This is a genomic window from Pseudomonas sp. FW305-3-2-15-E-TSA4 (genome assembly GCF_058787295.1).
This window is the reverse complement of record NZ_JBYSZP010000015.1, coordinates 131,376-157,508: the sequence shown is the minus strand read 5'-3', so window position 1 is coordinate 157,508 and position 26,133 is coordinate 131,376. Positions and strand designations below refer to the sequence as shown.

The 26,133-nt window shown below is 61.6% G+C and carries 24 protein-coding genes; 6 read left to right on the top strand and 18 right to left on the bottom strand.

The window, feature by feature from the left end:
• Positions 1–193: 193 nt before the first annotated feature.
• Positions 194–673 (bottom strand): DUF934 domain-containing protein, encoded by a 480-nt coding sequence (locus AC3WMV_RS21130; RefSeq protein ID WP_096797324.1) that lies wholly within the window; start codon positions 671–673, stop codon positions 194–196.
• Complete coding sequence (locus AC3WMV_RS21125) at positions 670–2,343, bottom strand: nitrite/sulfite reductase (RefSeq protein WP_103367477.1); 1,674 nt, start codon at positions 2,341–2,343, stop codon at positions 670–672. Before AC3WMV_RS21125 ends, AC3WMV_RS21130 begins: the two co-directional genes overlap by 4 nt.
• Positions 2,344–2,691: 348 nt before the next feature.
• Here AC3WMV_RS21125 and ccoN point away from each other — a divergent pair, with 348 nt between their 5' ends.
• The gene (gene ccoN / locus AC3WMV_RS21120; protein ID WP_047294666.1) at positions 2,692–4,119 is read left to right on the top strand and encodes a cytochrome-c oxidase, cbb3-type subunit I; all 1,428 of its coding nucleotides are present in this window, start codon (positions 2,692–2,694) and stop codon (positions 4,117–4,119) included.
• An 18-nt stretch (positions 4,120–4,137) separates the two neighbouring features.
• Positions 4,138–4,356 (top strand): CcoQ/FixQ family Cbb3-type cytochrome c oxidase assembly chaperone, encoded by a 219-nt coding sequence (locus AC3WMV_RS21115; protein WP_096797626.1) that lies wholly within the window; start codon positions 4,138–4,140, stop codon positions 4,354–4,356.
• Positions 4,357–4,488: 132 nt separating this feature from the next.
• Here AC3WMV_RS21115 and AC3WMV_RS21110 read toward each other — a convergent pair whose 3' ends face one another.
• Positions 4,489–4,980 carry a hypothetical protein gene (locus AC3WMV_RS21110; RefSeq protein WP_096797627.1) on the bottom strand — a complete coding sequence of 164 codons (492 nt, stop codon included), beginning with the start codon at positions 4,978–4,980 and terminating at the stop codon, positions 4,489–4,491.
• A gap of 205 nt (positions 4,981–5,185) precedes the next feature.
• Here AC3WMV_RS21110 and AC3WMV_RS21105 point away from each other — a divergent pair, with 205 nt between their 5' ends.
• The gene (locus AC3WMV_RS21105) at positions 5,186–5,878 is read left to right on the top strand and encodes an aspartate/glutamate racemase family protein (RefSeq protein ID WP_103367478.1); all 693 of its coding nucleotides are present in this window, start codon (positions 5,186–5,188) and stop codon (positions 5,876–5,878) included.
• A gap of 20 nt (positions 5,879–5,898) precedes the next feature.
• Here the strand turns inward: AC3WMV_RS21105 and AC3WMV_RS21100 are convergent, their stop codons facing one another.
• The 14 genes from AC3WMV_RS21100 to AC3WMV_RS21035 form a co-directional block, all read right to left on the bottom strand.
• A complete protein-coding gene (locus AC3WMV_RS21100) occupies positions 5,899–6,408 on the bottom strand; it encodes a GNAT family N-acetyltransferase (protein ID WP_097090075.1) in 510 nt (169 codons plus the stop codon).
• A 191-nt stretch (positions 6,409–6,599) separates the two neighbouring features.
• On the bottom strand, positions 6,600–7,580 hold the full coding sequence (locus tag AC3WMV_RS21095) for a LysR family transcriptional regulator (RefSeq protein WP_096797630.1): 981 nt from the start codon (positions 7,578–7,580) through the stop codon (positions 6,600–6,602).
• Between the two features lie 157 nt (positions 7,581–7,737).
• Positions 7,738–8,685, bottom strand: coding sequence for a peptidylprolyl isomerase (locus tag AC3WMV_RS21090; RefSeq protein WP_103367479.1), 948 nt, complete (start codon positions 8,683–8,685; stop codon positions 7,738–7,740).
• Positions 8,682–9,152 carry a YbjN domain-containing protein gene (locus tag AC3WMV_RS21085; protein ID WP_096797632.1) on the bottom strand — a complete coding sequence of 157 codons (471 nt, stop codon included), beginning with the start codon at positions 9,150–9,152 and terminating at the stop codon, positions 8,682–8,684. Before AC3WMV_RS21085 ends, AC3WMV_RS21090 begins: the two co-directional genes overlap by 4 nt.
• Positions 9,153–9,169: 17 nt before the next feature.
• Positions 9,170–9,799, bottom strand: a complete 630-nt coding sequence (locus AC3WMV_RS21080) for a DNA repair protein (RefSeq protein ID WP_103367480.1) — start codon at positions 9,797–9,799, stop codon at positions 9,170–9,172.
• Positions 9,800–9,817: 18 nt separating this feature from the next.
• A complete protein-coding gene (locus AC3WMV_RS21075; protein WP_103367481.1) occupies positions 9,818–11,515 on the bottom strand; it encodes a putative porin in 1,698 nt (565 codons plus the stop codon).
• Between the two features lie 39 nt (positions 11,516–11,554).
• Positions 11,555–12,259, bottom strand: coding sequence for an energy transducer TonB family protein (locus AC3WMV_RS21070; protein WP_103367482.1), 705 nt, complete (start codon positions 12,257–12,259; stop codon positions 11,555–11,557).
• Between the two features lie 3 nt (positions 12,260–12,262).
• Positions 12,263–12,688, bottom strand: coding sequence for an ExbD/TolR family protein (locus AC3WMV_RS21065; protein WP_003224462.1), 426 nt, complete (start codon positions 12,686–12,688; stop codon positions 12,263–12,265).
• Positions 12,689–12,699: 11 nt separating this feature from the next.
• Positions 12,700–14,499 (bottom strand): DUF2341 domain-containing protein, encoded by a 1,800-nt coding sequence (locus tag AC3WMV_RS21060; protein ID WP_103367483.1) that lies wholly within the window; start codon positions 14,497–14,499, stop codon positions 12,700–12,702.
• A gap of 12 nt (positions 14,500–14,511) precedes the next feature.
• A complete protein-coding gene (locus AC3WMV_RS21055) occupies positions 14,512–16,110 on the bottom strand; it encodes a ShlB/FhaC/HecB family hemolysin secretion/activation protein (protein WP_103367484.1) in 1,599 nt (532 codons plus the stop codon).
• A 57-nt stretch (positions 16,111–16,167) separates the two neighbouring features.
• Positions 16,168–16,779 (bottom strand): transposase, encoded by a 612-nt coding sequence (locus AC3WMV_RS21050; RefSeq protein ID WP_007969141.1) that lies wholly within the window; start codon positions 16,777–16,779, stop codon positions 16,168–16,170.
• 283 nt (positions 16,780–17,062) lie between these two features.
• A complete protein-coding gene (locus tag AC3WMV_RS21045) occupies positions 17,063–18,271 on the bottom strand; it encodes a DSD1 family PLP-dependent enzyme (protein WP_178085226.1) in 1,209 nt (402 codons plus the stop codon).
• A 74-nt stretch (positions 18,272–18,345) separates the two neighbouring features.
• A complete protein-coding gene (locus AC3WMV_RS21040; RefSeq protein WP_178085227.1) occupies positions 18,346–19,674 on the bottom strand; it encodes a D-arabinono-1,4-lactone oxidase in 1,329 nt (442 codons plus the stop codon).
• A gap of 76 nt (positions 19,675–19,750) precedes the next feature.
• Positions 19,751–20,104 (bottom strand): c-type cytochrome, encoded by a 354-nt coding sequence (locus tag AC3WMV_RS21035; protein WP_103367487.1) that lies wholly within the window; start codon positions 20,102–20,104, stop codon positions 19,751–19,753.
• 372 nt (positions 20,105–20,476) lie between these two features.
• On the opposite strand from AC3WMV_RS21035, the gene AC3WMV_RS21030 reads away from it, so the two are divergent.
• From AC3WMV_RS21030 to AC3WMV_RS21020, 3 genes are all read left to right on the top strand, one after another.
• Entirely contained in the window at positions 20,477–22,102 is a 1,626-nt protein-coding gene (locus AC3WMV_RS21030) for an NADP-dependent glyceraldehyde-3-phosphate dehydrogenase (RefSeq protein ID WP_103367488.1), read from the top strand.
• A gap of 46 nt (positions 22,103–22,148) precedes the next feature.
• Positions 22,149–23,189, top strand: coding sequence for an FUSC family protein (locus AC3WMV_RS21025; protein ID WP_178085228.1), 1,041 nt, complete (start codon positions 22,149–22,151; stop codon positions 23,187–23,189).
• A gap of 79 nt (positions 23,190–23,268) precedes the next feature.
• Complete coding sequence (locus AC3WMV_RS21020; protein WP_103367490.1) at positions 23,269–25,158, top strand: acyltransferase family protein; 1,890 nt, start codon at positions 23,269–23,271, stop codon at positions 25,156–25,158.
• Here the strand turns inward: AC3WMV_RS21020 and AC3WMV_RS21015 are convergent.
• Positions 25,145–26,041 (bottom strand): DMT family transporter, encoded by an 897-nt coding sequence (locus AC3WMV_RS21015; protein WP_103367491.1) that lies wholly within the window; start codon positions 26,039–26,041, stop codon positions 25,145–25,147. The genes AC3WMV_RS21020 and AC3WMV_RS21015 overlap by 14 nt on opposite strands.
• Between the last annotated feature and the right edge of the window lie 92 nt (positions 26,042–26,133).

The window sequence follows — 26,133 nt, the reverse complement described above, 5'->3', positions numbered from 1 at the left end:
CCTTCTTCGTTCCGTCGTCCAGCCGAAAACCCGCTGGCGACGGGGACTCTACCAAAAGGCCAGCATCGACCCAAGGAAAAATCCGGGAATGGTGCGGGATGTAAGGGTTTCCCCTGTATAGAAGGGGCCGCTAGACAATTGTGGTGAGGGGATTTATCCCCTCACCACAAAGTATCTATCAAGCAATGGATATTCAGCGTCTGCGGAACAACGGCCGCGGCTCGATCACCGAGCGGCCGTACAGCACGCTCATGCCGGCCAGTCCCTTCAGGGCATCTTCGGCCGATTTGTCCTCGCGTACCGCAAAACTGTCGAACCCGCACTGACGCATATGGCTGAGCTGATCGCGCAACACATCGCCAATCGCGCGCAACTCGCCAGCCCAGCCAAACCGGCTACGCAGCAGATACGCCTGACTGTAGGCGCGACCGTCACGAAAGCTCGGAAAGTCCAGGGCAATCAGCGGCAGCGAGGCCAGCCACGGCACCACGCTTTCAACTTCATCGTCCGGCCCCAGCCACACCGCGTGGGTCGAGGGCGATTGCAGCCAGTGCGCCAGCGGCAGGATCAGCAACCCTTGCGGCCTGCCCTGCTCCGGCTCGCGAACCAGCGTCCATGGATCGTCCTCGATCAGGCGTGCGACACCCTGCTCCAGGCGCAGCAGATTGTTCATGCCGATACCTCCAGCGCTTTCGGGTAGACCCGTTCCTTGAACGGCTCCAGGCCAATGCGCGCCACGGTGTCGACAAACAACTCCTCGCTTTCGCGATAACGCACAAACGTACCGATGATCCGCTCGATCACCTGTGGCACTTCGGTCGCGCTAAACGACGGGCCGATGACCTTGCCCAGTGCGCTGTGCTTACCCTGCGCGCCGCCGAGGGTGATCTGGTACCACTCGCTGCCGTTTTTATCGACGCCGAGAATGCCGATATTGCCGATGTGGTGGTGGCCGCAGGCGTTCATGCAGCCGGAGATGTTCAGGCTGATGTCGCCCAGGTCGTGCAGGTAGTCGAGGTTGTCGAAACGCGCCTGAATCGCCTGGGCAATCGGGATCGACTTGGCGTTGGCCAGCGCACAGAAATCGCCGCCTGGGCAGGAGATGATGTCGGTCAGCAGGCCGACGTTGGCGCTGCCCAGATTGTGCTCACAGGCCAGTTGCCAGAGCTCATACAGGTCAGACTTTTTTACGTCGGGCAGGACGATATTTTGCTCATGGGCAATGCGAATCTCGCCAAAACCGAATTGCTCCGACCAGTCGGCCACCGCGAGCATCTGCTGGCCGGTGACATCACCCGGTGGTGCACTCAGACCCGGTTTGGTCGACAGCACTACGCTGGTGTAACCCGGTTTCTTGTGCGGCTGCACGTTGCGCGCGACCCAGCGGGCGAACGCCGGGCTTTCAGCCAGATGCGTGCCGAAATCCAGATCGGTATCGGCCAGGGTGTGATAGATCGGCGGCACGAAGGCACTGGCGACCCGCTCGTATTCAGCCTCGGTCAGCTGCGCCGGGCCGTCCTTGAGGTGCTGCCATTCTTCCTCGACCTCTTTGGCGAATGCCTCGATGCCCAGCGCCTTGACCAGAATCTTGATCCGCGCCTTGTACTTGTTGTCGCGCCGGCCATGGCGGTTGTAGACCCGCAGGATCGCTTCGACGTAGGACAGCAGATGCTGCCACGGCAAGCCTTCGCGAATCTGCAGACCGAGGATCGGCGTGCGCCCCAACCCGCCGCCGACGATCACCCGCAGCAGCATCTGCCCGTCTCGCCCCGGATAAAGATACAGGCCGATGTCATGCATCATGATCGCCGCACGGTCCTGCTTCGCCGAGCAGATGGCGATCTTGAACTTGCGTGGCAGGAAGAGGAATTCCGGGTTGATCGTCGACCATTGGCGGAGGATTTCTGCCAACGGGCGCGGGTCGATCAACTCGTCCGCCGCGACCCCGGCGAAGGCTTCGGTGGTGATGTTGCGCACGCAGTTGCCGGAGGTCTGGATCGCGTGCATGTTGACCTGCGCCAGGCGTTCAAGGATGTCCGGCACCTGCGCCAGTTCGATCCAGTTGAATTGCAGGTTTTGCCGCGTGGTGAAGTGGCCGTAGCCGCGATCGTAATCGGCGGCGATGCTCGCCAGCGTACGCATCTGTTCGGCACTCAATGTCCCGTAGGGAATCGCCACCCGCAGCATGTACGCGTGCTTCTGCAGGTAGAGGCCGTTTTGCAGGCGCAGCGGCAGGAACTCCTCCTCGCTCAACTCTCCGGCCATGAAGCGCTCGACCTGATCGCGAAACTGCGCAACGCGCTCGAACACCAGTGCGCGGTCGTAATCATCGTATTGATACATGCAGCGGCTACCCCATCAGAATTGTGCGCAATTCCTGTAGGAGTGAGCCTGCTCGCGATTGCGGTGTGTCAGGCAACTGCTTTGTTGACTGACACACCGCAATCGCGAGCAGGCTCACTCCTACAGATTTTCCCCGACTATGGACGAGCAGCGCAGCACGCAACAGATTCACCTGAAACGATAAAAACCATATCAGGGCGCGGCAGAACGCCGCAGGCAGCACTTCAATCTGATCCGTACAAATGAAAGATTCCTGAGCCTGTTTTGTTTCCAGTGGTGTTCCTACAGTGCAGCTCGTGCCAGACCAGGGTGGCCTGGCAAGACTTTGCAACCGTGGATGAACTGACCATGAGCACAGCAACAATCGGACAGGCTTATAACTACAAGGTCGTCCGCCAATTCGTTATCGCGACGGTTTTCTGGGGTGTCGTCGGCATGGCGATGGGGGTATGGATCGCCTCGCAACTGGTATGGCCGGACATGAACCTCGACCTGCCCTGGACCACCTTCGGCCGCTTGCGGCCATTGCACACCAGCCTGGTAATTTTCGGTTTCGCCGGCAGCGCGCAATTCGCCGCCAGTTACTACGCGGTGCAGCGCACCTGCCAGGTGCGCCTGTATTCGGACAAGCTCGCGGCCTTCACCTTCTGGGGCTGGCAATCGGTGATCGTGATCATGCTGATCACCCTGCCGCTGGGCTACACCACCACCAAGGAATACGCCGAGATCGAATTCTCCGGCGCGGTGTGGATGGCGGTGGTCTGGGTCGCGTACGCCATCGTGTTTTTCACCACCGTGGTGCAGCGCAAGACCAAACACATCTACGTCGGCAACTGGTTCTTCGGCGCGTTCATTCTGGTGATCGCCATGCTGCACGTGGTCAATCACCTGTCGATCCCGGTGGACTGGTTCAAATCCTATCCGGTGTATTCCGGGGCCACCGATGCCATGGTGCAGTGGTGGTACGGGCATAACGCGGTGGGTTTCTTCCTGACCACCGGCTTTCTCGGAATGATGTATTACTTCGTGCCGAAACAGGTCAACCGCCCGGTGTATTCGTATCGGTTGTCGATCGTGCATTTCTGGGCGCTGATCACCCTGTACATCTGGGCCGGCCCGCACCACTTGCACTACACCGCGCTGCCGGATTGGGCGCAGTCGCTGGGCATGGCGATGTCGCTGATCCTGCTGGCGCCGAGCTGGGGCGGGATGATCAACGGCATGATGACCTTGTCGGGTGCCTGGCATAAGTTGCGCACCGACCCGATTTTGCGCTTCCTGGTGCTGTCGCTGGCGTTCTACGGCATGTCGACCTTCGAAGGCCCGATGATGGCGATCAAAACGGTCAACGCCCTGTCCCACTACACCGACTGGACCATCGGCCACGTTCACGCCGGGGCCTTGGGCTGGGTGGCGATGATCACCTTCGGCGCGACGTATCACATGGTGCCGAAAGTCTTTGGCCGCGAGCAGATGTACAGCACGCCGCTGATCAACCTGCACTTCTGGCTGGCGACCATCGGCACCGTGTTGTACATCGCGTCGATGTGGGTCAACGGCATCACTCAGGGCCTGATGTGGCGGGCGATCAACGAGGACGGCACGCTGACCTATTCGTTTGTCGAGGCGCTGCAGGCCAGTCATCCGGGGTTCATCGTGCGCTTTGCCGGCGGGGTGTTCTTCCTCAGCGGCATGCTGCTGATGGCCTACAACGTCTGGCGCACGGTGCGGGTCGCCGACGTGGCGCTGGCACGCAGCCAGGCGCAGATCGCCTGAGGCAGGGAGCCGCAGAGGATGGATATTTTCTTGAATGTGCTGGGGGTGGTGTTTCTGTGGCTGGCGGTGGAGTACTGCCTGCGCCATCAGACTTCAGAGAGCCTCGACGATGCGAGCATGGTGCCGTTTGCTGATGATCCGGAGGTGGCACGGCGGGTTGAGTTGGCCACCGGTAAAACCGTGAAAGCCGTGGCGCCGGAAGAGGCGAAACCGGGCTGGATCAACCTCGATATGTAGGATCACCCTCAATCCCCTGTGGGAGCGGGCTTGCTCGAGAAAGCGGTCTATCAGTCGCCATCAATGTCGAATGGGCTGCCGCCTTCGCGAGCAAGCCCGCTCCCACAATGGGAAATGGGTGAAGCCCTGATATCAGCTGCGATCGCGCGGGATCAGGCTCTGCAACTGCTGTGCGAGAAAATCCGCATCAAACACGAAGGTGTCCGGATCCTTCAAGCCATTGGTCTTGCGCCATTGCCACTCGCCGTTCGGCAGCCCGACCAGCGAAATACTGCCGTAGCGCGCCGCCGTCAGCCCCATCACCGCCAGGGAAATCTGCCCGGCGCTGCCCATCACGTCCGGCACGAATTCCACCGGTTTGCCGGCAATCACGATGCTCAGTTTTTCAGTCTTGAAGGTCGAGGTTTCCACCGGCGTGCTCGGCCCGAATGCGACGTAAGCCTCGCGGCTCACCTCCAGCAGGTTCGGTGCCTGCACCGGTTCCAGCCATTGCTGGATCTGGCCGAACAGCTCGGTGATGCGGCTGGCCCACGCCTGTGACTGCGTTTCGAACAATTGCTTCTTGTGCGCTTCACTCTCGGCATAGTGACGAAGCATTTCGCCCAGTTGTTGTACGTCGTTCATCGGTACGTTCCTCGGGGAGAGCCTGCGATAGTCGATAGTGACAGATCGAGGCGCCGGCGTACGTTAAACCTCGATCGCCGGCACCGGGACACTTGGCAACAGGATCAACGGTACAGTTGCTTTGTACTGGCATCCGTCATTGAACCGATGGACACTCGGCCGGAGCCCGACTTTTCCAATACGGGCCATTGTTCGAGGAATTTCAATGCGCACCATCGGCCTGATCGGCGGCATGAGCTGGGAATCCAGCGCGGAATATTATCGTCTCATCAATCAACAGGTTCGTGACCGGCTCGGCTCGCTGCGCTCGGCGCCAATCCTGATGTACAGCGTCGACTTCGGCCCGGTCGAACAGGCGCAGCACGCCGGGCGCTGGGACGATGCGGCGGCGATTCTGGTGGATGCCGCGCGCAGGCTCGAGGCCGGCGGCGCCGAATGCGTGGTGCTGTGTACCAACACCATGCACAAGGTCGCGGCGCAGATTCAGGCAGCGATCAGCATTCCGTTCCTGCACATCGCCGAACCGGCGGCGCAGGCAGCATTGGCCATCGATGCGCGCACGGTCGGTCTGCTCGGCACGGCGTTCACCATGGAGCAGGATTTTCTCAAGCAGCGCCTGATTGCGCAGGGTCTGACGGTACTGGTGCCGGACGACGCCGAGCGCAAGGACGTGCACCGGATCATCTACGACGAATTGTGCGTCGGGGTGATCAGTGACGAATCACGCAAAATCTATCAACAGGTGATCGAAGCGCTGACCGCGCGCGGTGCCCAGGCGATCATCCTCGGCTGCACGGAAATCGGCCTGCTGGTCAAACCCGAACACAGCGCCCTGCCCCTGCTCGACACCACCGAGCTGCATGCGCAGTCGGCGGTGGCGTTCGCTCTGGGCAACTGACTCCCACAGGATTTTTTGGCTTATCGACGACGCAGACGGGCCATGCTCAGGGTGTCGACCCATTGCCCGTCGCGCACGGCGTAGTCACGAAACAGGCCTTCGTTCTCGAAGCCGAACTTGCGGTAGAGACCGATGGCCGCCTGGTTGTCGGCGTACACCGAGAGTTCGACCCGGTGCAGGTTCATCCAGTTGTCGGCGACGTCCAGCGCCGCCGCCAGCAGTTTCGACCCGACACCTTTGCCCTGCCAGGCCACGGCGACCGCCATGCCGACACTGCCGGCGTGGGCGCGGCGGATCCGCGAATAGTTTTCCAGCCCCAGATTGCCAATGACCACACCCTCATGCAGCGCCACCAGTTGCACCACCCGTTCGTTATCTGGCGCAAGGCGTTTGCGCCAAACCTCAGTGGGCTGAAACGGCATCTGCAGCACCTGCCGGGTCACGGCCGGATCGTTGTACAGCGCGGTGATGCCCTCAAGGTGCGACTCATTGAAGCGTTCGATTTTGATGGTGGGAGCGTGGTCGGGCATGGCAGATCCTTCCTGGATCGATGGGTGGCCGCTTACTCTAAACCGTTGAGCCTCTGGCTGGCGAATAGCAAAATGTGGGAGCGGGCTTGCTCGCGAAAGCGGTCTGAAATTCAACATCTCTGTCACCTGACACACCGCCTTCGCGAGCAAGCCCGCTCCCACAGGGGATTGGGGGTGTTGGCAGAATCGGATCAGGTCTGGAACCATTCCTGGCGTTCGTTGAAGGTGTGCTGGATCAGTTCGACCAGGGTTTGCACTTCGGCGACGTCCCGGGATTCAGCATTCACCGCCAGCCACGCCTGTAGCTGCATCGGCTCATCAAACAACCCCGGCAACGCCACCAGCCCCCGGTCGAAACGACTCATGTACGCCGGCAATAAACCAATGCAAGCGCTGCAACGGATCATTTCCAGCATCAGTTCATAAGACTGCATCTGCACCACGCCCGCCAGACGTTGTTCGACCAGTTCATTCCACGGCCGGAAGCTGTCGATCTGCCGGTCGTGCTGCCATTGCACCAGCATGAAATCGCTGAGGTCGTCGGCACTCGCCGGGCGCGCGGTGACCCGGGAATAGCGTTTGGCGATGTGCGGCAGGTAATCCAGACGCGCCAGGGCCTGCGGCTGACTGGTGGTGAAAGTCGGGCCGGGGCTGGGGGTTTCGCCGTGGGCCAGCCACAGCACCACGTCGGCACTGACCGCGCGCAACGCCAGTTCGCTGTCCAGCGCGATGATCTCCAGGCGCACGCTGGCATTGCGGCGCAGCAACGCGATCAGGTCGCGACCGAGGATGTCATGCAGGATCGATTCGGCCACCGCCAAACGCACCAGTGGCTGCTCGACCACCGGCAGTTTGCGTTCGTGGGCCAGCGCGACCAATTGCGCCTGCAACTGCTGACCTTCGCGGGTCAGGCTCAGGGCGCTGCCCTGAAAGCTGAACAGCGAGTGCTGCAGCTCCTGCTCCAGCTGCGCCAACTGCTTGCGCAGCAAAGTCGAACGCACGTTGAGGCTGCGCGCGGCCTGCATGAAGCAGCCGCAGCGGGCACTGACCAGAAAATATTGCGCGACCTCGGCATCAATGGTCGCGGCTTGCGCCAGCCATGGTTCGCGCTCGCCCTGTGCCCAGCGATAGTCGGGGCTACCCTGTCGTCCTGCGGGTTCGGTGAATGACATCGATGACTCCCTGTCGATCTTTGTATTTAGACATTGCGCAGCCCCTTGTAGGAGTGAGCCTGCTCGCGATGGCGTCGGCACAGCTGACATCTCTTTGCCTGACACATCGCTATCGCGAGCAGGCTCACTCCTACAGGGTTTGTGGTGTGCCAGTGCTCTAATGGTTGGATTCGAGGACCTTGTTCAGCTCAGCCCCATCGATACTCAGCGTTGCGGTATTGAGCATCCCGTCCAGATACGCCTGAGCAATCTGCTCCTGACGTTGCGCACGCAAGGCTTGAGTCAATTGGTCGCGCAGTTCGTCGAGGGTCGCAGTACGTGCCGGTTGCTGTTCGGTGAGTTTGATCACATGGAAGCCGGCCGCGCTCTGCACCGGCTGGGACACCGCACCGACCTTCAATTTCGCCACCGCACCCCGTACCTCCGGCACCAGTTGCTGCAACGGTTGCAGCCCGGTGTCGCCGCCACGTTCGGCAGTCTGCCGGTCCTGCGAATACTGAGTCGCCAGCGCGGCAAAATCCGCCGGCGTGCCCTGGGCTTTCTTGCTTAGCTCGGTCGCCTGCTTGCGCACCGTTTCGAGGTTCTGCGGGTCATTCACAGCGAGGAAAATCTGGCTTACCCGATACAACGCCGGCGTCTGCCAGTTGCCCTTGCCAGCGTCATACGCCTGCTGCAACTCGCTCGTACTCGGGTAGTCCGCCGGCACCGTGCTGACCGAGCGCAGGTAATCGCGAAAGACGATCTGCTCGGTGGCCGCGCGGGTTTGCCGCACCACGTCCGGACGCTGCGCCCAGCCCTGAGCATCGGCCTGTTCCAGCACGGCTTTCTCCGCCAACCGCGTACGAATCCAGCGCTCCAGCGCTTCACGGTTGCCGCGCAATTGCTCGCGAGTCGCCGGCGGGACGGTCGCCAGCAGCGCCTGCAATTCCTGCGGCGTCACCTGCTGATTGCCCAACCGCGCTACCGCAGGCCCCGCAGCAACCGCCGCCAACGGCGACGATTGCTGGGCGGCGACCGGGTCAGCACCCGGTCGCAGCACCAGCGCCACGGCTACCACCAACAGCGCCACTGCCCCGGCGCCGATCACCATGGCAGGCTTTTTCACAGCGCGACTTCCTCTTGCTCAGCGGTAGCGACTTTGGCCGGCGAGACTTGCGCGGCCTGGCTGAAATCACGCAGGTAGACGATGAACTCCTGCAACAGACGATCCCACAATTCCAGATTGCCGCGCAGGTGATCGCTGCTCACACCGGCCGCCAGCACCACGTCCATTTCCATCACCAGAAACTCGCCCTGCAATGACAACCGCGCAAAACGCCGGGTGGCGTTCCACTGTTCGGCCACGCCCTGTGGCAACTCACCTTGCACCCGCAGCGCGCAGCTGAAAGTGAAATCGACGTAGCTGCCCTGCTCCACCGCCGGGTTGCCGAAACGCACGGCATAACCGATGCCCTGACTGGCGCTGAGCAATTGCACGATGCCGTTCTGTTCGGTCTGGTTGACGCGATAACCGGCCGCTTGCAGGACGTCGGTCAGGGATTGTGGGGACACATGGCTGATCAATTGAGTCATGACTTCTTCCTTGTTTATCAGTGCGAGAGCGCAGCTTGCGGCGCGTCGAATTGAGTCTTGTAAAGCTCGTCACCAAACCCCTGGGCCAGCTCATCGAACTTGACCCGGGCGCTGCCCGCAAAGGGCTGGCGGATCTTCATCACCTCGGCAACATCGATGTTTTCGTAAGCGCTGAGGATCTGTTTGGCGACGCCGTACATCTGCTGATTCTTGACTGAACATTGCTGCACTTGTGTGTCACGTTCAGCCAATTGCGCTTGAAGCTTAGACCGTTCTGCCTCTTTGGCACGGGCCATGACCAGCAACTCGTCGTAGGCCTTCTTGAACTTGCCGACCTGTTCGCTGCTGGCGGCGACTTGCGCTTGCGCCTGGCTGTGCAGGCTCTGCTGCTGGCCAGCCAACTGCTCGGCGACGCCTTTGGCCTTGGCCAGTTCAGCGGTCAATTGCTTGATCTGCGCCTGCGCGGCCTTGGCCTCGTTCTGCGCCACCAGTTGCGCGGCGCTGGCCTGGGCCTGCTGACTTTGCAGGGCCTGCAACTGTTGAGTGGTGCTGCGCAACTGGGTACGCAGACGCTCCTCCATGCCTTCGGCGTGCGCGCCTTGTGCAATGAAAAAACTCAGCCCCAACAGAAAAACTCGTGCGTGCATGACCGTACTCCCGGCGCCTTAGAAGCGCGTGTTGATCTCAAGCTGCAAGACGTCGATGTCGAACGGCGCGCCGTACACCGCCTCGGTGCTCAGCCAGCGGCCGGTGGCGTAGACGTTCTTCGCCAGACCGTAATTGCCACCGAGGAAATAGCCCTTGGCGTTGGTGCCGCCGAGGTGGAACGAGGAATCGTTGAAGCCGTCGGGCAAGGCGTCCGGCTGGATGTACTTGTAGCCGGCGAACATATTCCAGTCGCCCTGCTTCTTCAGGTCCAGCGCGTTGCCGAGGGTGAACTGCACCATCCATGCATTGGCGCCGCTTTCGATCTCGCCGTTGCTGTTGAGGTTGTTGACGATCTGCCCCTCGGAGCGCTTGCGCATGTCGCCTTCGTCGTATCCGAGGTTGTGGATGTAGTTGCCCTGGCTGCGCAGCTTGAAGTCCTCTGGCAGATCGGCGTCCCACACCAGGTTCAGGTCGAGCAGGTTGAACTCCGACGCCAGGCCGACGAATTGCGGCTGCGGCGTGGTGGTCGGGTTGGCCGGGTTCGGCGTGATGTCGCGCAGCAGGAACACGCTGTTGCCCTTCTGCATGAACGCCGCTCGAGTGCCATCGGTGTCGCAACCCGGAGCGCCGGCCCACGGTTCGCAAGGGCTGGAGCGTTGCCCCTGAATGTCGTCGAAACGGTAGTAGGCCAACGCGCCCTTGAGGCGGTTGTTGCTGTTGATCGCCCACTTGGCGCCGAGCTGCGCGCCGTACAGCCATTTGTTGTCGCTCTCTTCCTTGTCGAAACCGTTGCTGGTGGTGGTGTCGTTGGTGTAGTCCACCGGGAACGCGCCGACGGTGCCGAACACGCCCCAGTCGCGGTTGAGCTTGTGGTCGAAAATCGCCGCCACGCCATCGAAATTCAGGTCGTTGGAATACAGCATGTCGGTGGACATGAACGGGTTGGCGAAACGCCCGCCGGTCAGGGTCAGCTCATCGGTCGGCTTCCAGTTCAGGTAGCCCTGATCGAGCCAGATATCTTTCTTGGCGAAGCCGCCGCCGAGGTTCTGCGTGGTCGACACCGGGTTGTTGTCCGAGCCGGTGCCGATGCGGATGCCGGCGGTCCATTCCGGCGAGATCACCGCTTTCATGCCCAGCCGTGCGCGCAGGCGGAACTGGTTGGTGCGGTCTTCACGGGTGTTGAGCAACGGCGGCAGACTGGTGCTGCTGTTGGGGTTCACGTCGTACGGACCGTTGTTGTTGAGTTTGGCGAAGTCGACGATTTCGTTGCTGTTGCTGCCCGAGTAGTAGCGCGACTCGTCACGCAGACGAATGTCGCCGTCGAAGCTGATACGCGAAGCCCAGTCCGGGAAGGTATTGGGCGCCGCCCAGTTTTCCTGCTTGGCGGTGGCCATGACTTCGGCCTTGACCTGATCGCGGATCTGGTCGCGCACCGCGGCGGGCACGTACTGCACGCGCACATCGCCCGGTGCCGCCACCGGTCCGGCCACCACCGCAGTCGAAGCCGCTGCCTGCTTGGCCTGGGCGGCTTCGTTCTGCGCCTGGGCGATCAGCGCGTCAGCCTTGTCCTGTTTCAGAATGCCCTGCTCGACCAGCAAGCGGATCAGATTGATCGTGGCGTTCTCCGAGGGCGCAGGCGCTGCCGCGGCCTGACCGACCAGGGTCGCGATGACCATGCCGACCGCCAGGGACAATCGATTCACGTTGGAAATCATCTGCACACAACTCCTTTTCATACAGCTTTATGAATTCGGTTAACCCGGACGCCGTCCTTGCAGGGACAGGCGCACAGGCAAGGTGATGGAGGCCGGTGGCCGTTCGCTCAGATGGGGCGCGTTACGCAATGCGGCCAGCACCTGGGTATCGATCTCGGGCTTGCCGCTGGACTTGACCAACTCGACCCGGGTGATTTCGCCGACGCTGCTCAGCCACACATCGGCCTGCAGCGAAAAAGCCAGGTTGCGCAGATCGGAGTTCTCGCGCAGCAAGCGCTGAAAAGTGAACGCGAGGAACTGGCTGTAAATGCCGGTGCCCAGGCGTCCGCCACCCGCACCGGCCATGCCGCCACCCTTGCCGGCGCCGATGTTGAAAGCGTCGTTGCCACTCTGCGCGTCACCGTCCATTTGCATCGGGTTGGCCAGATCGTCTGCTGGCGATGGCGGCGCCTCTTCCTCGGGCTTGACCTCTTGCGGCTCGGGCGTGGGCTCGGGCTCGACGACTTTTTCTTCCACCGGGGTTTCCGGCTCCGGTGGTTTTTCCGGAGGTGGCGGCGGCGGTGGCGGCAACGGAATGATCGTCGGCACCTTCGGCGCTTCACGGCGCACGCCGCTCATGTCATTGGCCCACTGCCACAGGAACCACGCGGCGAGCGCGCCGAGCAGCAGCCCGGCGCCCCACTTTACAAAGCGCATCGGCGACCTTTTCACCGGCAGCGGCTCGATCGGAAGTTGTGCGGTCATCACTCAGCCCTGCGTCGGTTTGCCGGTCACCAGACCGACCTGAGACAGTTCGAGCCGGCGCAACAGATCCAGCACTTCAATGACCTTCTGGTACTGCACCGTGGCGTCGCCGCGCACGATCACCGGGAAGTCCGGGCTCTGCGCCTTCTCGATACGCAGGCGTTCTTCCAGCTCCGCAAGGGTCACCGGGTAGGCGTCGAGGAAAACCTGACCGCCGTCGTTGACCGAAATCGCCTTGGTCTTGGCCTCCGACAGCGACACCGAGGCGCTGGCCTTGGGCAGGTTGATCTGGATCCCGGAGACCTGCGCAGTGGCGGTGAGGATGAACATCACCAGCACCACCATCAGCACGTCGACCAGCGGGGTGATGTTGATGCTGTCAACCGCTGCATCTTCGTCATCGTCGTGGGAGGCATTTACGGACGCCATGGCAGTGCTCCTCAGGCCGGTACGGTGTGGTTGGCGTGATGGCCGCGCTGATGCGCCGCTTCGCTGGACTGGCCTTCGCCGTGCATCTCCGCCAGACGCGTGATGAACTCGTCGACGAACACACGCATGTCGGCGCTGACTTCCTTGTTGCGGGTGATCAGGCGGTTGTAGCCAAACAGCGCCGGGATCGCGACGAACAGGCCCATGGCGGTGGCCAGCAAGGCTGCGGCCATACCCGGGGCGATGGCGTTGATGTTGACGTCGCCGGCCATGGCCGTGCCGAGGAACACCACCATGATCCCCAGCACGGTGCCGAGCAGGCCGATGTACGGGCCGCCGGCGATGGCGTTGGACAGGGTCGAAAGTTTCGAGCTGAGCGCCTGGTTCTCACGAGTGCGTACGCCGTCCATCGAGCAACGGATGGCTTCGATAGTTGCTGCGGAAACCGAAGAGGTATCGGCGCCCTGCTCGCGGCGAGTACGGATTTCCTTGACCGCCACCGCGTACAGGCGCCACAGCGGCGAATGCTGCAGACGCTGGGCCAGTTGCGCGTCGTCGGCGAACATCTCCAGACGGGTACCGACCTTGGCGAACTGCTCGCGGAAGTCCTCGTTGGCCTTGCTCACGCGGCTGAGGGTGCGGTTCTTGCGCAGCATGATGATCCACGACTGGAACATCATCAGCACCAGCACGGCGATGATCACCCAGGCGTCCACCGGTACCGCGTTGAGCAGGAAACCGAGGCTGCCGAAGCCGAAACCGGACTGTTCCTCGTCGACGCCGTAGGCCACCAGTTGCGACTCGGCGCCTTGCGCGGTGGCATCAGCCAGCAGCAATGGTGCAGGGCGCGCGACTTTCGACAGGCGCAGTTCGTCGATGGCGCCCACGAATGGCTGGTACGGGCCAGCGGCCAGATCGCCACCAATCGCCATCACCGAATTGAACGCCGGCATCGCTTGAGCGAGGGACGCGCCCTCACGACCGTTAATGTACAAGCTGACTTTCGAACCTTCGGCGGTCAGCGCGACGAGCTGCCATTGTCCCGGATTCAACGGCTGAGTGGCCACGGCGCGCTGGCCGTCGATCTCCACGAACGGCACGCCTTGATTGACCCCGACCAGCAGGCTGTTGGCGCCTTCGCGGCGGGCGAGGATCAGTTGTTCGCCATTGGCCTGGTCCAGCCGCAGCCACGCACTGAAGGTGAACGCACTGCCCGCGTTGTGCTGCAACGATGGGCTGGCCGGTAGCAGCAACGGCTGGCCGCTGAACTGCAAGGCGCGCCCTACTACACCGTCAATCGCCGCGCCGGTGGCGCTTTGTGCGGTGTTGCCATAGGCGGTGGTGTCCTTGGCCGGGGTGCCGGTGGCGCCGTCGAAGTGATACAGCGCGGTGTAATTCGGATCGAAGGTCAACTGCCCATTGCCGGTGGCCGGGGCCTTCTGGTTGCCGTAGTACATCCAGATGTCCTGACGCTGGCCGCCCTCGACATTCGGCACATCGACCCAGATCAGCGCCATGCCCATCAGCGCGTCGAAGCTTTCGATCTGGTGGTTGAGCACGGTTTTGTCATCGGCGGCGACGAAGCGCAAATCCGCGCCGTCTTCCTTGACCCCGTCGAAGGTGAAGTTGCCAGTGTGCAGGCGTACCAGCAATGCGGTGCGGCCCAGCGCCTGATTGATCCCGGCACCCTGCGGTGTGGTGTCGACGGCGATCTGTTTGCGGTAATGCCAGTCGTCCTGCCACCAGGCCTGCGCCGTGGCCGGGAGCACGAAGCCCAGGCAGATCAACAACGAAAGAATGAGGCGCTGCATGAACGTGCTCCTTTAGAAAGTGGCTTGAAGGTTGAAGTGCAGGCGCGATTCCTGCTTCGAGGTGTTCGGCCCTTCGAGTAACGGGAAGCCCCAGTCGAGGCTGCCGGACAGCCATTTGCTGAGGCTGGCGCGGGTGCCGAGGCCGACGCTGGCCAGGGCATAACTGGCGTCCTGGTCCGGCAACTCGTCACGCAGATACAGTTGCGCGCCTTCGGCGAAGGCGTAGAAGCGCCATTCCTGCATCCAGCTGCCGGCGTATTTCGCCAGCGACGGGGTACGTAGCTCCTGACTGAGCAGCACGCCGTCATCACCGGTGCGCTCGGCCGCCAGATAGCCGCGCACCGAGGTCGCGCCGCCAGCGGAAAACTGTTCGTTGGAGACCAGTGGCCCCGACGCCAGCTGGAACGCGCCTTTGCTCGCGCTCTGCCAGTCGTTGTCGAAAGTCCAGGTGAAATTGCTGTCGCCCTTGAGCAGGGCGAAACTCGGGTTGGCCCGGTAGCGTTTGTAGTCGAAATCTTCGTCGGAACTGCCGTAACCAAAAATGCTACGGGTGGCTGCGACCAGGCTCAGGCCGAGGCCGAGCTGGCTCTTTTCGGTGTAGCGGAAGCCGTTGTAGGCGAAGGTGAACGGCGCGTATTTCAGCGGCACTTTGTCGCTCTCGCCGGACAGGGTCAGACGCTCGTCGAAGTCCTTGAAGTCGATACCCGCCGACAGCGAGTTCGACCAGTTGCCACTGGACGGCAACGTGTAGATCGCCGACACGCCATAGGAATGGCCCTTGCCCAGCACGTTGCTGCCACCGATGGTGGCGACGTTGCTGTCGGACTGATAACCGGAGAACTGCACACTCCAGCGCTCGCTCAGCGGCGCTGTGTAGGAAGCCGACCAGACCTTGGCGTTGTCGGTGTCCTGCGGCGCGGTGAAGTACGTCAGGTTGATGCTGTGGCCGAGCTGCCAGAGGTTGTTGTAGCCGAGGCTGGTCACGGCACGCAGTTTCTCGGTGTCGGCGCTGTAGTCGTTGTTGAGGCCGACGCTGGCGCTCCACGGATTCTGGTCTTCGACCTGCAAATCGACGTCCATGGTGCCGGGGCGCTGACCTTCGCGCACCAGCGGCATGACCTGGCGGCCGGGAGTTTTATTGAGCTGCGCCAGTTCGCCCTGAACCTTGGCGAAGTCCGGCACTTCACCCTCTTTCAGCGCCGGGACGTTGTCGCGGATGTCCAGCGGCGAATAGTGTTTGGCGCCGACCACCCGCACCCGGCCGACCTTGGTTTCGCTGACTTGCAGATAGACGATGCCGTCCGCTACTGCTTGCTCCGGCAACTCGACGAACACCGATTGGTAGCCCCGCTGCTGATAAGCCTTCTGCAAGGCATCGCGGGCGCCTTCGATGTCAGTCATGGCTTTTTGCGGGCCGAGAAACGGATACACCGCTTCTTCGATGGCCCGCGCGTCAAGCACGGTGTTGCCGCGCACGAAGTATTCGTTGACGTCCACCAGACGTTGCGGCGCGGCGCCTTGGGCAGCCTCTTCGGCGAACGCCGGTTGCGCGCCGGCCGTCACCAGCAGCCAGCCCCACAGCGCCAGCCGTGACGTGAAAATCTGATCCACACTACCCCCTGAATTCGCGATGACCTGTTGGCGCTGTTGCGCGCCTTGTGTGTTGCGTCAGTTGCTGACTGTCGAGGCACCGCTGTGCTTGCCGAGCCAGGTGTGCAGGAGCGCGAAGTTCAAGGAGAACTCGGGCATTTGCAGCAAGGCACCGCAGAACACTTCGCCGATGATTTTCTGAATGAGCTGCACCGCACGCGGGTTGTTGAGCAGCGTGGCGATGTCGCGACTGAGGACGTTGAAGCTCCAGACTTTCTGGTTCAGGCCAAGACCGACGAACCAGCGGAACAGCAGGTTGTAATTGAGTTGTTCATACAGTTGCTGCTCGCTGGGCACCGAATACAGCAGTTGCAGGAGCAAGATGTGCATGACGGTTTGCGCGGGGATGAGCATGCCCGGTTCGGCATTCAGTTCGTGCAGCAGACCTTGGTGGGCGTCGAGCAAGTCGTCGATCTGCGGGCGCAGCAACACCAGCGAATGGCCTGGCGGAATGTAGCTGGAGACCTCCTTCAAGGCGCCCTGCCAGTCATCCTGCGAGACGATCCAGACCCACGGCGCGCCGTAGCGATACACCGAAACCGGCTTCTTGCGCGCCGCTTCGACGATCTTCGACAGGCGCTGATCGAGTTCCTGCATGCCCACTTTCGAGTAGCGTTCCATAGTCCCCATTGCCTCACTCCCGGCGTCCCGCCTCGGCTTGTGAAAAGCGCCCCGTTGGGCCCCTCAAGCGCGTTACATAGGCATGACCGGACTGGCTATGTGCTACCGAACTTTTGTCATAAAAGCTTCATTACAGAATGTGGGAGATGGCGCGGGATGTCAGGTGTACATCAATCTAATGTAGGAGTGAGCCTGCTCGCGATGGCGTTGGATCAGCAAAATACAGTTCAGCTGACAGGACGCTATCGCGAGCAGGCTCACTCCTACAGAGGAAATTTGTGGTGGCTGCGGGTCAGGTGTAGACCGGCCAGGTGTCGACAATCTTGCCGTCACGCACCGCCAGCAGATCACCGAATTGCAGCAGCACGGCTTCGGTCTGGGTCGGGCGCAGAAACACTTGATCCTCGACGGTCAGGCCGACGGCGTTGGAACCGTTGACCATCTCCTGATTCGAACTGCGTCCGTACACACCATTGCTCTGTAACCCCGGCGGCGATTCGAACTCGGCCATCCAGTTGCCGCCATAGATGAAATAAGTCTGCCGCTGATTCGGGTCCCACCACGAAAACAATTTGGAATTGTCATCCAGCGCCGGAATGTTCACCGCCCCCGTACTCTTCAACGCAGGCGTGGCGATGTAGGTCGCCGGCACGTGGTCAACCAGAGAAGGCAGGTCGTAATGCGTCGGCTTGAGCATCGCCGTGCCCACCGAAACCTCGGTGCTCAACTGCTCGTTTTCATGGATGCAGTAACTCGGGCTGCCGGCGGTGTTCAGGCACAGGTTCTCGTTCCACAACGCCGGAAACTGCTGGCGAGTGAAATCCACGCAACGCTGATAAATCACCATCACCTTGGCGAACAGTTCTTCCGGTGAGCCGAGTATCCCCGGCACGCCCATGCCCACAAACGGGTCGTAGCCCATGAACCCGGCGAACGCCAAGTGCTGCGGGTTGGCGCTGATCAGCGTGAGCATCTGCCCCAGCACATTTACATCCCTGACCCCGCCCCGATGCAAGCCGACATCCAGTTCGATGTTGATGCGCATCCGCGTGCCCAAACTCTTTGCCAGCGCGAGGTATTGCTGCAAGCGCTCAGGCCCGTCGAGCAGCCATTGCAGCTGCCTGGAAGGATCGAACGGGCCTTTGTGGGTCTGATAAAACAGTTCGGCCGAACGCACCGGCAACGGCTTGCCGAGCAGGATGTCGGACTTGGGAAACGTGACGGCATCGTGATTAAGGAACGGCTGGTGAAACGACATGAGTTTTTGCGTCCCGGCCCGTTGTGCGATGTAGCTCAACAACCCCGGTGACGGCAGGGATTTTTCCACCAGACGCAATTGCTTGCCGCCGCGTTTGACCGACTGCATCACCACGTCGATGTTGTGATCGAGGCGATCCAGATCGATCAACAGCACCGGGCGCATCGGGCCGTTGTCCTTCAACTCTTTATTCAGCGCGCGGAAATACTCGCTGTACGGGCCGCCACGATCACTCGGTCGCAGCCAGGCGCCCACGCCCACTAACAAAGCGCCGACACCCAGCGTGCCGAGGAGAAAATTGCGTCGATTGACCGCCATCAGTTCACCCCCAAAATCGATGCCAGATGTGCATTGAGAAAACGCCCGCTCGGATCCAGCGCCTGGCGCACGTCAACAAATTCGCGCCAGCGCGGATACAGCGGTTGCAGATTCTTCGCGTTGAGCGTGTGCAATTTGCCCCAGTGCGGGCGGCCGTTGTACTTCCAGAAGATCGGCTCGACCGCGGCGAAAAAGTTGTGATGATCCATCTGGTAATGCTGGTGCACCGAGATCGAACAGCTGTCGCGGCCCTCGAACATGCTCAGCGGAATGTCATCAGCCTTGACGTAGCGGTACTCGATAGGAAACCAGGTGCGCAGGTCCTTGTCCTGAATCAGCTTGAGGATTTCACGCAGGCAGGCCGGGCCGTGTTCGGCGGGCACCGAGTATTCCATCTCGTTGAAGCGCACGGTGCGCACGTTGGCGTAGATGTCGAACGAGTCGCCGACCCGATCATCGAAACTCGCCATATGCCGCAGGCTGTTGAGCAGCGTGCGGCGCAGCTCGGGAAAGTCGCTGCCGTACTTGTCGAGCTTCTCGATCAGGGTCACGAACTCGTTGCCGCCCTCCTCTTCGGGCGGGATCGGCGGCGTGGCCGGGTCGCTGGTTTCGTTGAGGGCGATGGACAAGGCGTAGTCGGAATGGGTGACCACGAGCATTTCCCAGTGCTGATTTTCCCGGGTGTTTTTGTCGAGGTCTTCCAGCAGCTCTTCGGTCTTGGCGATCCATTGACGCTCACGCAGGCGGTAGGACGGGCGATTTTGCAGACGGATTTTCGTCGCCACGCCCAGTGCCCCGAGGGATACCCGGGCGGCATTGAACACTTCCGGGTGGCGCTGACTGTCGCAGTCCAGCACCTCGCCGTTGGCCGTCACCAATTGCATGCCGCACACATGCGCCGAGTACGACTGAAAGGTTGTGCCGGTGCCGTGGGTCGAGGTGGCAATCGCCCCGGCGAGGGTCTGGTAATCGATATCGGCCATGTTCTGCAGGGCCTGACCGACGTCCTTCAGCGGCACGCCCATGCGCGACATCGGCGTGCCGGCGGCGAATTCGGCCTGCAGGGTTTTCGGGTCGTGGTCGAGCAAACCGGTGAAGTAGCTGAGCGACAGCAGCGTGCCGTCGGTGGGCACCAGCGCACTGAACGAATGTGCCGAACCGACCGGGCGGATTTTGCCCTGAGCCTGACGGATCGCGGCGGTCAGTTCATCGAGGTTCTTCGGCGCCAGCCGCGCCGCCGGCAGGCAACTCTGCCCGCCCGACCAGTTGCGCCAGGGAATCAGCCGTGGTGCGCGCATCAATTGCCCCAGCGCGGGATTGGCCACCAGTGCAGTAAACGCGCCGACGATGCTTGCCCGTTGCAACAACTGACGCCGTGTCAGATCCATGCTCATGCGCGCACCCTTATTCTGGGAGGGGCTGGTCGGCCATGAAGCCGATCAGTTGCAGGAATTGCTCTTCGGTGCACTCGACACACTGGCCCATCGGCGGCATGCCGTTATAGCCATTGATGGCGTGGTCGAGCAGCGTGTCGGCGCCTTGGCGGATGCGTGGTTCCCAGGCTTGACGATCACCAGTGAGCGGCGCATTGGCAGCCGGGTTGGCGTGGCACAGTTGGCAGCTGTTGACGTAGATCTGCGCCAGGGCCGGGTCGGAGGGGGTGGCGTTGCGAGTGGTCGCCGGCGGTGCGGATTTTTCGTCGCAGCCGCACAGCGTCATGGACAGCGCCAGCAGTAAAGTGAGTGGGATTGCCCGCATAACGATCCTCAAGGATGGCAGCGCTTATTGTTGTGATCTCACCTTAAGGCAGGCACGGCTGCGGGCTGAGGGCATTGCGGGACAACGATGGGGGCAAACGGGGCCAGTAGAGAGTGTTCAGGCCACCCAATTCAACTGTGGGAGCGGGCTTGCTCGCGAATGCGGTGTGTCAGCAATGAGGATGTCAGTTGAAAGGACGCATTCGCGAGCAAGCTCGCTCCCACAGTGGATTTCATAAACCAGTCAAAGCTCTGCTCCGGGGATCTGCGTGACATTCGCGTGACATTGGCGGGTTTAAATTTCGGCGCATTCAGGCGTATAACCTGTAAAGACTTTTTGATCTGAATACGGACATCAACACGGGGTAGCGACATGACCACAGCAAACATCCTTGGCAATCTGTTCCCTTCTGTCAGCGACATCCCGGAAAAATACCGCCTCGACGGTCAGGTCGAGCAACGCGAATACCTCGTCGACGGTGAACTGCGGCGCTGGGACGGCCCGCTCGCCACGGTGCGCAGCCCGGTGTACCTGCACGGCGAGAACGGCGATGAACAAGTGATTCTCGGCAGCACCCCGCTGCTGGATGCCGACACCGCGCTCACCGCCCTAGACGCCGCCGTGCGTGCCTACGATCGTGGTCAGGGCCTGTGGCCGACCATGCGCGTGGCCGAACGCATTCAGCACGTCGAAGCGTTTCTCGGCCGCATGCGCCAGCAGCGCGAAGCCGTGGTCAAGCTGCTGATGTGGGAGATCGGCAAGAACCTCAAGGACTCGGAAAAAGAGTTCGACCGCACCTGCGACTACATCGTCGACACCATCAATGCACTGAAAGAACTCGACCGCCGCTCCAGCCGTTTCGAACTGGAACAGGACACTCTCGGCCAGATCCGCCGCGTGCCGCTCGGCGTGGCACTGTGCATGGGCCCTTACAACTATCCGCTGAACGAAACCTTCACCACGCTGATTCCGGCGCTGATCATGGGCAACACCGTGGTGTTCAAACCGGCCAAGCTCGGCGTGTTGCTGATCCGCCCTTTGCTCGAAGCGTTCCGCGACAGCTTCCCGAGCGGCGTGATCAACGTGATCTACGGCAGCGGCCGCGAAACCGTCAGCGCACTGATGGCCAGCGGCAAGATCGACATCTTCGCCTTCATCGGCACCAACAAGGCCGCCAGCGACCTGAAAAAACTGCATCCGAAACCACACCGCTTGCGCGCCGCGCTGGGCCTGGACGCGAAAAACCCCGGCATCGTCCTGCCGGAAGTCGATCTGGACAATGCGGTCAGCGAAGCTGTCACCGGTTCGCTGTCGTTCAACGGCCAGCGCTGCACCGCGCTGAAAATCCTCTTTGTGCACGAAGACGTGGTCGACGCCTTCATCGAAAAATTCAACGCCAAACTCGCCACGCTCAAGCCGGGCATGCCGTGGGACAGCGGCGTGGCGCTGACGCCATTGCCGGAGTCGGGCAAGGTCGATTACCTGCACGGTCTGGTGGCCGACGCGCAGAGCAAGGGCGCACAAGTGGTCAACCCGAACGGCGGCGAGAGTCGCGAGTCGTTCTTCTACCCCGCCGTGCTGTACCCGGTGACACCGCAGATGCGCGTGTACAACGAAGAACAGTTCGGCCCGGTGGTGCCGATCGTGCCGTACCGTCACCTCGATACCGTGATCGATTACGTGCTGGAATCGGACTTCGGCCAGCAACTGAGCCTGTTCGGCACCAACCCGGTGGCGATCGGCCGACTGGTCGACACTTTCGCCAACCAGGTCGGGCGGATCAACCTCAACGCCCAGTGTCAGCGCGGCCCGGACACCTACCCGTTCAACGGGCGCAAGAACTCCGCCGAAGGCACGCTGTCGGTACACGATGCCCTGCGGGTGTTTTCGATCCGCACACTGGTGGCAACCAAGTTCCAGGACAGCAACAAGGACCTGATCAGCGAAATCATTCGCGGCCGCGATTCGAGCTTCCTGACCACCGATTACATCTTCTGACGAGGACTTTGCACTGAGCACCTTCAGCACCCAACGACTGCCACCGCTGCTGCGGCGAATCCTGCGTCCGTTGCTGGACCCGTACCGCCGCTACCAGCACGCCCGACTGATTCACGCGGTGCGGGTAGCGCTGGGGCTGCTGGCGACCATCCTGCTGACCACCGGCATCAACCTGCCCCACGGCGAGTGGGCTTCGGTGACCATGCTGGTGGTGATCGGCGGCCTGCAACACCACGGCAACATCGGCAAGAAAGCCGCCGAACGCGCCACCGGCACCCTGATCGGTGCCGGCGTCGGTCTGCTGCTGGTAGCGCAACAGGCATGGCTGGGCCTGCCGTGGCTGACCTACTTTGCCATGGCGGTGGTCTGCGGGTTCTTCTCCTATCACGCGATCGGCAAGGGCGGGTACACCGCCCTGCTCTCGGCAATCACCGTATTCATTGTCGCCGGGCATGGCGACAACCCGATCACCGATGGCTTATGGCGCGGGGTCGACATCCTGATCGGCATCGCCCTGGCCCTGGCATTTTCCTTCGCCCTGCCGCTGTACGCCGTGTATTCGTGGCGCTACAACCTGGCCGATGCCTTGCGCGACTGCGCCACGTTGTACGGGCGGATCATTGGCGGCCAACCGGTCAGCGCCGATGAACATCTCAAGCTGATGGGTCGGGTGACCACGGTGATGGTGCAACTGCGCTCGCTGATGCCTTCGGTGTCCAAGGAAGTGAAAATCTCCATGACCGAGCTGGACGCGATTCAACGCAACCTGCGGATGTGCGTCAGTACCCTGGAAATCCTCGGCAACACCCGCCCGGATGCCAACGACCCCGAAGCCATGGCGCACCTGCAATCGGCACTGCGGGCCGAGCACCGGGTGATCCGCATACAGTTGATCGGCATGGCCCGGGCCTTGAAGTCTGGCGCCACGCAACGCCTGCAGCGCCCGCTGGAGTTGCCGGACGCCAGCCTCGAAACACCGGTCTACAGCACGCTGGACGGTTACCGCTTGCTGACCCGACAACTGGCCGCGAACATTGCCGAACTGCGCCAACGCCTGGCGATGACGGCGCCGCGCTGGAACATCTGAATCAGCGGAAAAAACCATGTAACAAAGCCGACATCATCACTACAATGCGCCGCACAACGGATGTGACATGGACGCATAAATGCAATTCAGGAAGAGTATCAACGCCCTGCGGGCACTGGCCGTGCTCGCGGTCGTGCTGTTTCATTTCAAGGTGCCAGGGTTTGAGGGCGGATTCGTCGGCGTAGACGTGTTCTTCGTCATCTCCGGCTTCCTGATGACCAGCATCATCGTCAATGGCGTGCAGCAGCAGAACTTTTCCCTCCTCGGTTTCTACGCCTCCCGCGCCCGCCGCATCATTCCCGCCCTGCTGGTCCTGTGCGTTGCGCTGCTGATCTTCGGCTACTTTTATCTGCCGCTGGATGACTTGCGCGAAACCATCCGTACGATCAAGAGCAGTCTGCTGTTCAGCTCGAACTTCAGCTTTGCCCAAAGCGGCAATTACTTCGCGGCGCCGCTGCATGAAAACTGGTTGCTGCATACCTGGTCGCTGTCGGTTGAATGGCAGTTCTACCTGCTTTACCCCGTGCTGATCATGGGGCTGCACCGGTTCTTCGGCACCGATAAAACTCGCTTTGCCTTGCTGGCCGTGGCGCTGATTTCGCTGCTGGCGTCCATCATCGTGACCCGCGTCAACCCGACGTTCGCCTTCTACATGCTGCCCACCCGCGCTTGGGAAATGATCGCTGGCGGGCTGGTTTTTCTGTTTCCCCTGCGATTGAGCCAGCGCGGCGGCGCGATTTGCGAAGGGCTCGGTCTGCTGACGATTGCCGTCAGCGTGCTGGTTTTTTCGGAGGCGGATCTGTGGCCGGGCTACCTGGCACTGGTGCCGGTGCTGGGGACGATGCTGGTGATTCACGCCAACACCCGGTCGATGTTCAGCGGCAATCCTGCGCTGCAATTTGTCGGCAGCATTTCCTACTCGGTGTACCTGTGGCATTGGCCGCTGGTGGTACTGCTTTACCTGTGCGGGCTGTTGAGCAGCTGGCCGCACGTGATCGGCGCAATCATCGCCTCGTTCGCCCTCGGCACCCTGTCGCTCTACCTGGTGGAATCGAAGGTGAAGAAAGGTACGAGCGCTACTCGAACAGTGATCAAGTTCGCGTCACTGACGGTAGCGGTGGTGGCCGTGTCGGCAACGACGTCGTCGCTGGTCAAGCAACACCCCGACTGGCGCCCGGCACTGGTCGAACTTGGCCAGCCGGAATACACCAGCAAGCTGTATCCGCAGGAGTGCTACCCGAATGCCTATGCGGCGGCGGATTGCAAACTGGGCACGGGTGATGTGTCGGTGATTCTGTACGGCGACAGCCATGCGCAATCCACCGCAGCGGCGGTGCAGATGGAAAATCCTCAGGCGGCACTGTCATGGTCACGGGGCGGTTGCCCGACCCTGACGCACTTCGCCATGCACGACAAGACCGTCGAAAGCCAGTGCCGGGGCTTCAATCAGGAAAAGCTGCAACAACTGAAAACCGCGTACGCCCGCGTGCCGGTGGTGCTGTTCAGCCGTGCGGCGCTGTATGCGGATTCGGGCCGGGAAAACAGCTACCGGATTTCCTTTCCCGAGCGCCAGGCCACGTTTGCCGAAGCGTATACCGAAGAGTACGTCAGCACGGTCTGCTCGATCGCGGAAAACCATCCGGTGTACATCGTCAAACCGATCCCGGAGATGCCTTTCAGCGTCTACAAGGGCTTGAATCTGAATCAGCGCTTGTTCCGGCAAAACACAGACATTTCCTTGCCGTTGCAGGCCTATGAGAAGCGCAACCGCATCGCCATCGCAACCATCGAAGCCGCCGCCAGCCGCTGCAACGCGACGGTGATCGACCCGACGCCGTACCTGTGCCCCAACGGCAATTGCATGGGCTCCATGGACGGCGTGCCGCTGTACTTTGACGACAATCATCTGGTGGATGCCGGCAATCAACAGCTCAAAGGCCTGTTCAAGGATCTGATCAAACCGATTTGAGCTGGCGCCGGGCTTTCAGGCCCCAGCCCTGTTGCATCCCGGCGGCGGCCAGCAGAATCGCCGCGACCCCGATCCACTGCAGGATCTGCAGGCGATGGCCGAAGGCGAACCAGTCGACGAAAATCGCCGCAATCGGGTAGATGAAGGACAGCGCACCGGTCAGGGCAGTCGGCAGTTTCTGGATCGCGCCGTACAGCAGCACGTACATCAGGCCGGTGTGGACGATGCCCAACGTCACCAGACTGGCCCAGGCTCCGTTGGTTTGCGGCAGGCCGTTGAAGTGCGCGAACGGCGCGAGCAACAGCACTCCGGTGCACACCTGGATCAGCGCGATCAGATGCGGCGGCGTGCCGGTGAGGCGCTTGATGATCAGCGCCGCCATCGCGTAGAGCAACGCCGCGCCCAATGCGAGCGCAATACCCAGCAGATACTCACCTCCGCTCTCACCCTGCGTGCCATGGGCGCTGACGATTGCCAGCATGCCGAGAAAAGAAATCGCCAGCCAGAACAGCTTTTGCAAGGTGATTTTCTCGCCGAGAAACAGCGCCGCCAAACCGACCAGCATGAACGGCTGCACGTTGTAGACCGCTGTGCCGATGGCAATCGAGGCCCGGGAATACGAGCCGAACAACAACACCCAGTTGCCGACAATCGCCACCCCACTGAGCACCGCGAGCAGGAACGTGGTGCGGGTCAGAATGCCCGGACGCAAGAAGCCGAATGCCGCGCAGATCAGCAGCAAGGTGCCGGCGCCGAACACGCAACGCCAGAACACCACATCCAGCACCGGTTGCCCGGACACCAGCACGAACCAGCCGATGGTCCCGGAAATCAGCATGGCGGCGGTCATTTCCAATGAACCACGGCGGATTGTGTTGTCCATCATCGATCTCCCTAAGCGTTTGACGAAAGCGTGGCAAAAGTATGCCAAGCCGACCACGAGCGCCTCCAGCGCAAAAAGCAGGCTAAACTCGA

Coding starts and splice junctions, on each gene's coding strand:
- AC3WMV_RS21130 (WP_096797324.1), bottom strand. CDS start 673: ATGAACAATCTGCTGCGCCTGGAGCAGGGTGTCGCACGCCTGATCGAG.
- AC3WMV_RS21125 (WP_103367477.1), bottom strand. CDS start 2,343: ATGTATCAATACGATGATTACGACCGCGCACTGGTGTTCGAGCGCGTT.
- ccoN (WP_047294666.1), top strand. CDS start 2,692: ATGAGCACAGCAACAATCGGACAGGCTTATAACTACAAGGTCGTCCGC.
- AC3WMV_RS21115 (WP_096797626.1), top strand. CDS start 4,138: ATGGATATTTTCTTGAATGTGCTGGGGGTGGTGTTTCTGTGGCTGGCG.
- AC3WMV_RS21110 (WP_096797627.1), bottom strand. CDS start 4,980: ATGAACGACGTACAACAACTGGGCGAAATGCTTCGTCACTATGCCGAG.
- AC3WMV_RS21105 (WP_103367478.1), top strand. CDS start 5,186: ATGCGCACCATCGGCCTGATCGGCGGCATGAGCTGGGAATCCAGCGCG.
- AC3WMV_RS21100 (WP_097090075.1), bottom strand. CDS start 6,408: ATGCCCGACCACGCTCCCACCATCAAAATCGAACGCTTCAATGAGTCG.
- AC3WMV_RS21095 (WP_096797630.1), bottom strand. CDS start 7,580: ATGTCATTCACCGAACCCGCAGGACGACAGGGTAGCCCCGACTATCGC.
- AC3WMV_RS21085 (WP_096797632.1), bottom strand. CDS start 9,152: ATGACTCAATTGATCAGCCATGTGTCCCCACAATCCCTGACCGACGTC.
- AC3WMV_RS21080 (WP_103367480.1), bottom strand. CDS start 9,799: ATGCACGCACGAGTTTTTCTGTTGGGGCTGAGTTTTTTCATTGCACAA.
- AC3WMV_RS21075 (WP_103367481.1), bottom strand. CDS start 11,515: ATGATTTCCAACGTGAATCGATTGTCCCTGGCGGTCGGCATGGTCATC.
- AC3WMV_RS21070 (WP_103367482.1), bottom strand. CDS start 12,259: ATGACCGCACAACTTCCGATCGAGCCGCTGCCGGTGAAAAGGTCGCCG.
- AC3WMV_RS21065 (WP_003224462.1), bottom strand. CDS start 12,688: ATGGCGTCCGTAAATGCCTCCCACGACGATGACGAAGATGCAGCGGTT.
- AC3WMV_RS21060 (WP_103367483.1), bottom strand. CDS start 14,499: ATGCAGCGCCTCATTCTTTCGTTGTTGATCTGCCTGGGCTTCGTGCTC.
- AC3WMV_RS21050 (WP_007969141.1), bottom strand. CDS start 16,779: ATGGGGACTATGGAACGCTACTCGAAAGTGGGCATGCAGGAACTCGAT.
- AC3WMV_RS21035 (WP_103367487.1), bottom strand. CDS start 20,104: ATGCGGGCAATCCCACTCACTTTACTGCTGGCGCTGTCCATGACGCTG.
- AC3WMV_RS21030 (WP_103367488.1), top strand. CDS start 20,477: ATGACCACAGCAAACATCCTTGGCAATCTGTTCCCTTCTGTCAGCGAC.
- AC3WMV_RS21020 (WP_103367490.1), top strand. CDS start 23,269: ATGCAATTCAGGAAGAGTATCAACGCCCTGCGGGCACTGGCCGTGCTC.
- AC3WMV_RS21015 (WP_103367491.1), bottom strand. CDS start 26,041: ATGGACAACACAATCCGCCGTGGTTCATTGGAAATGACCGCCGCCATG.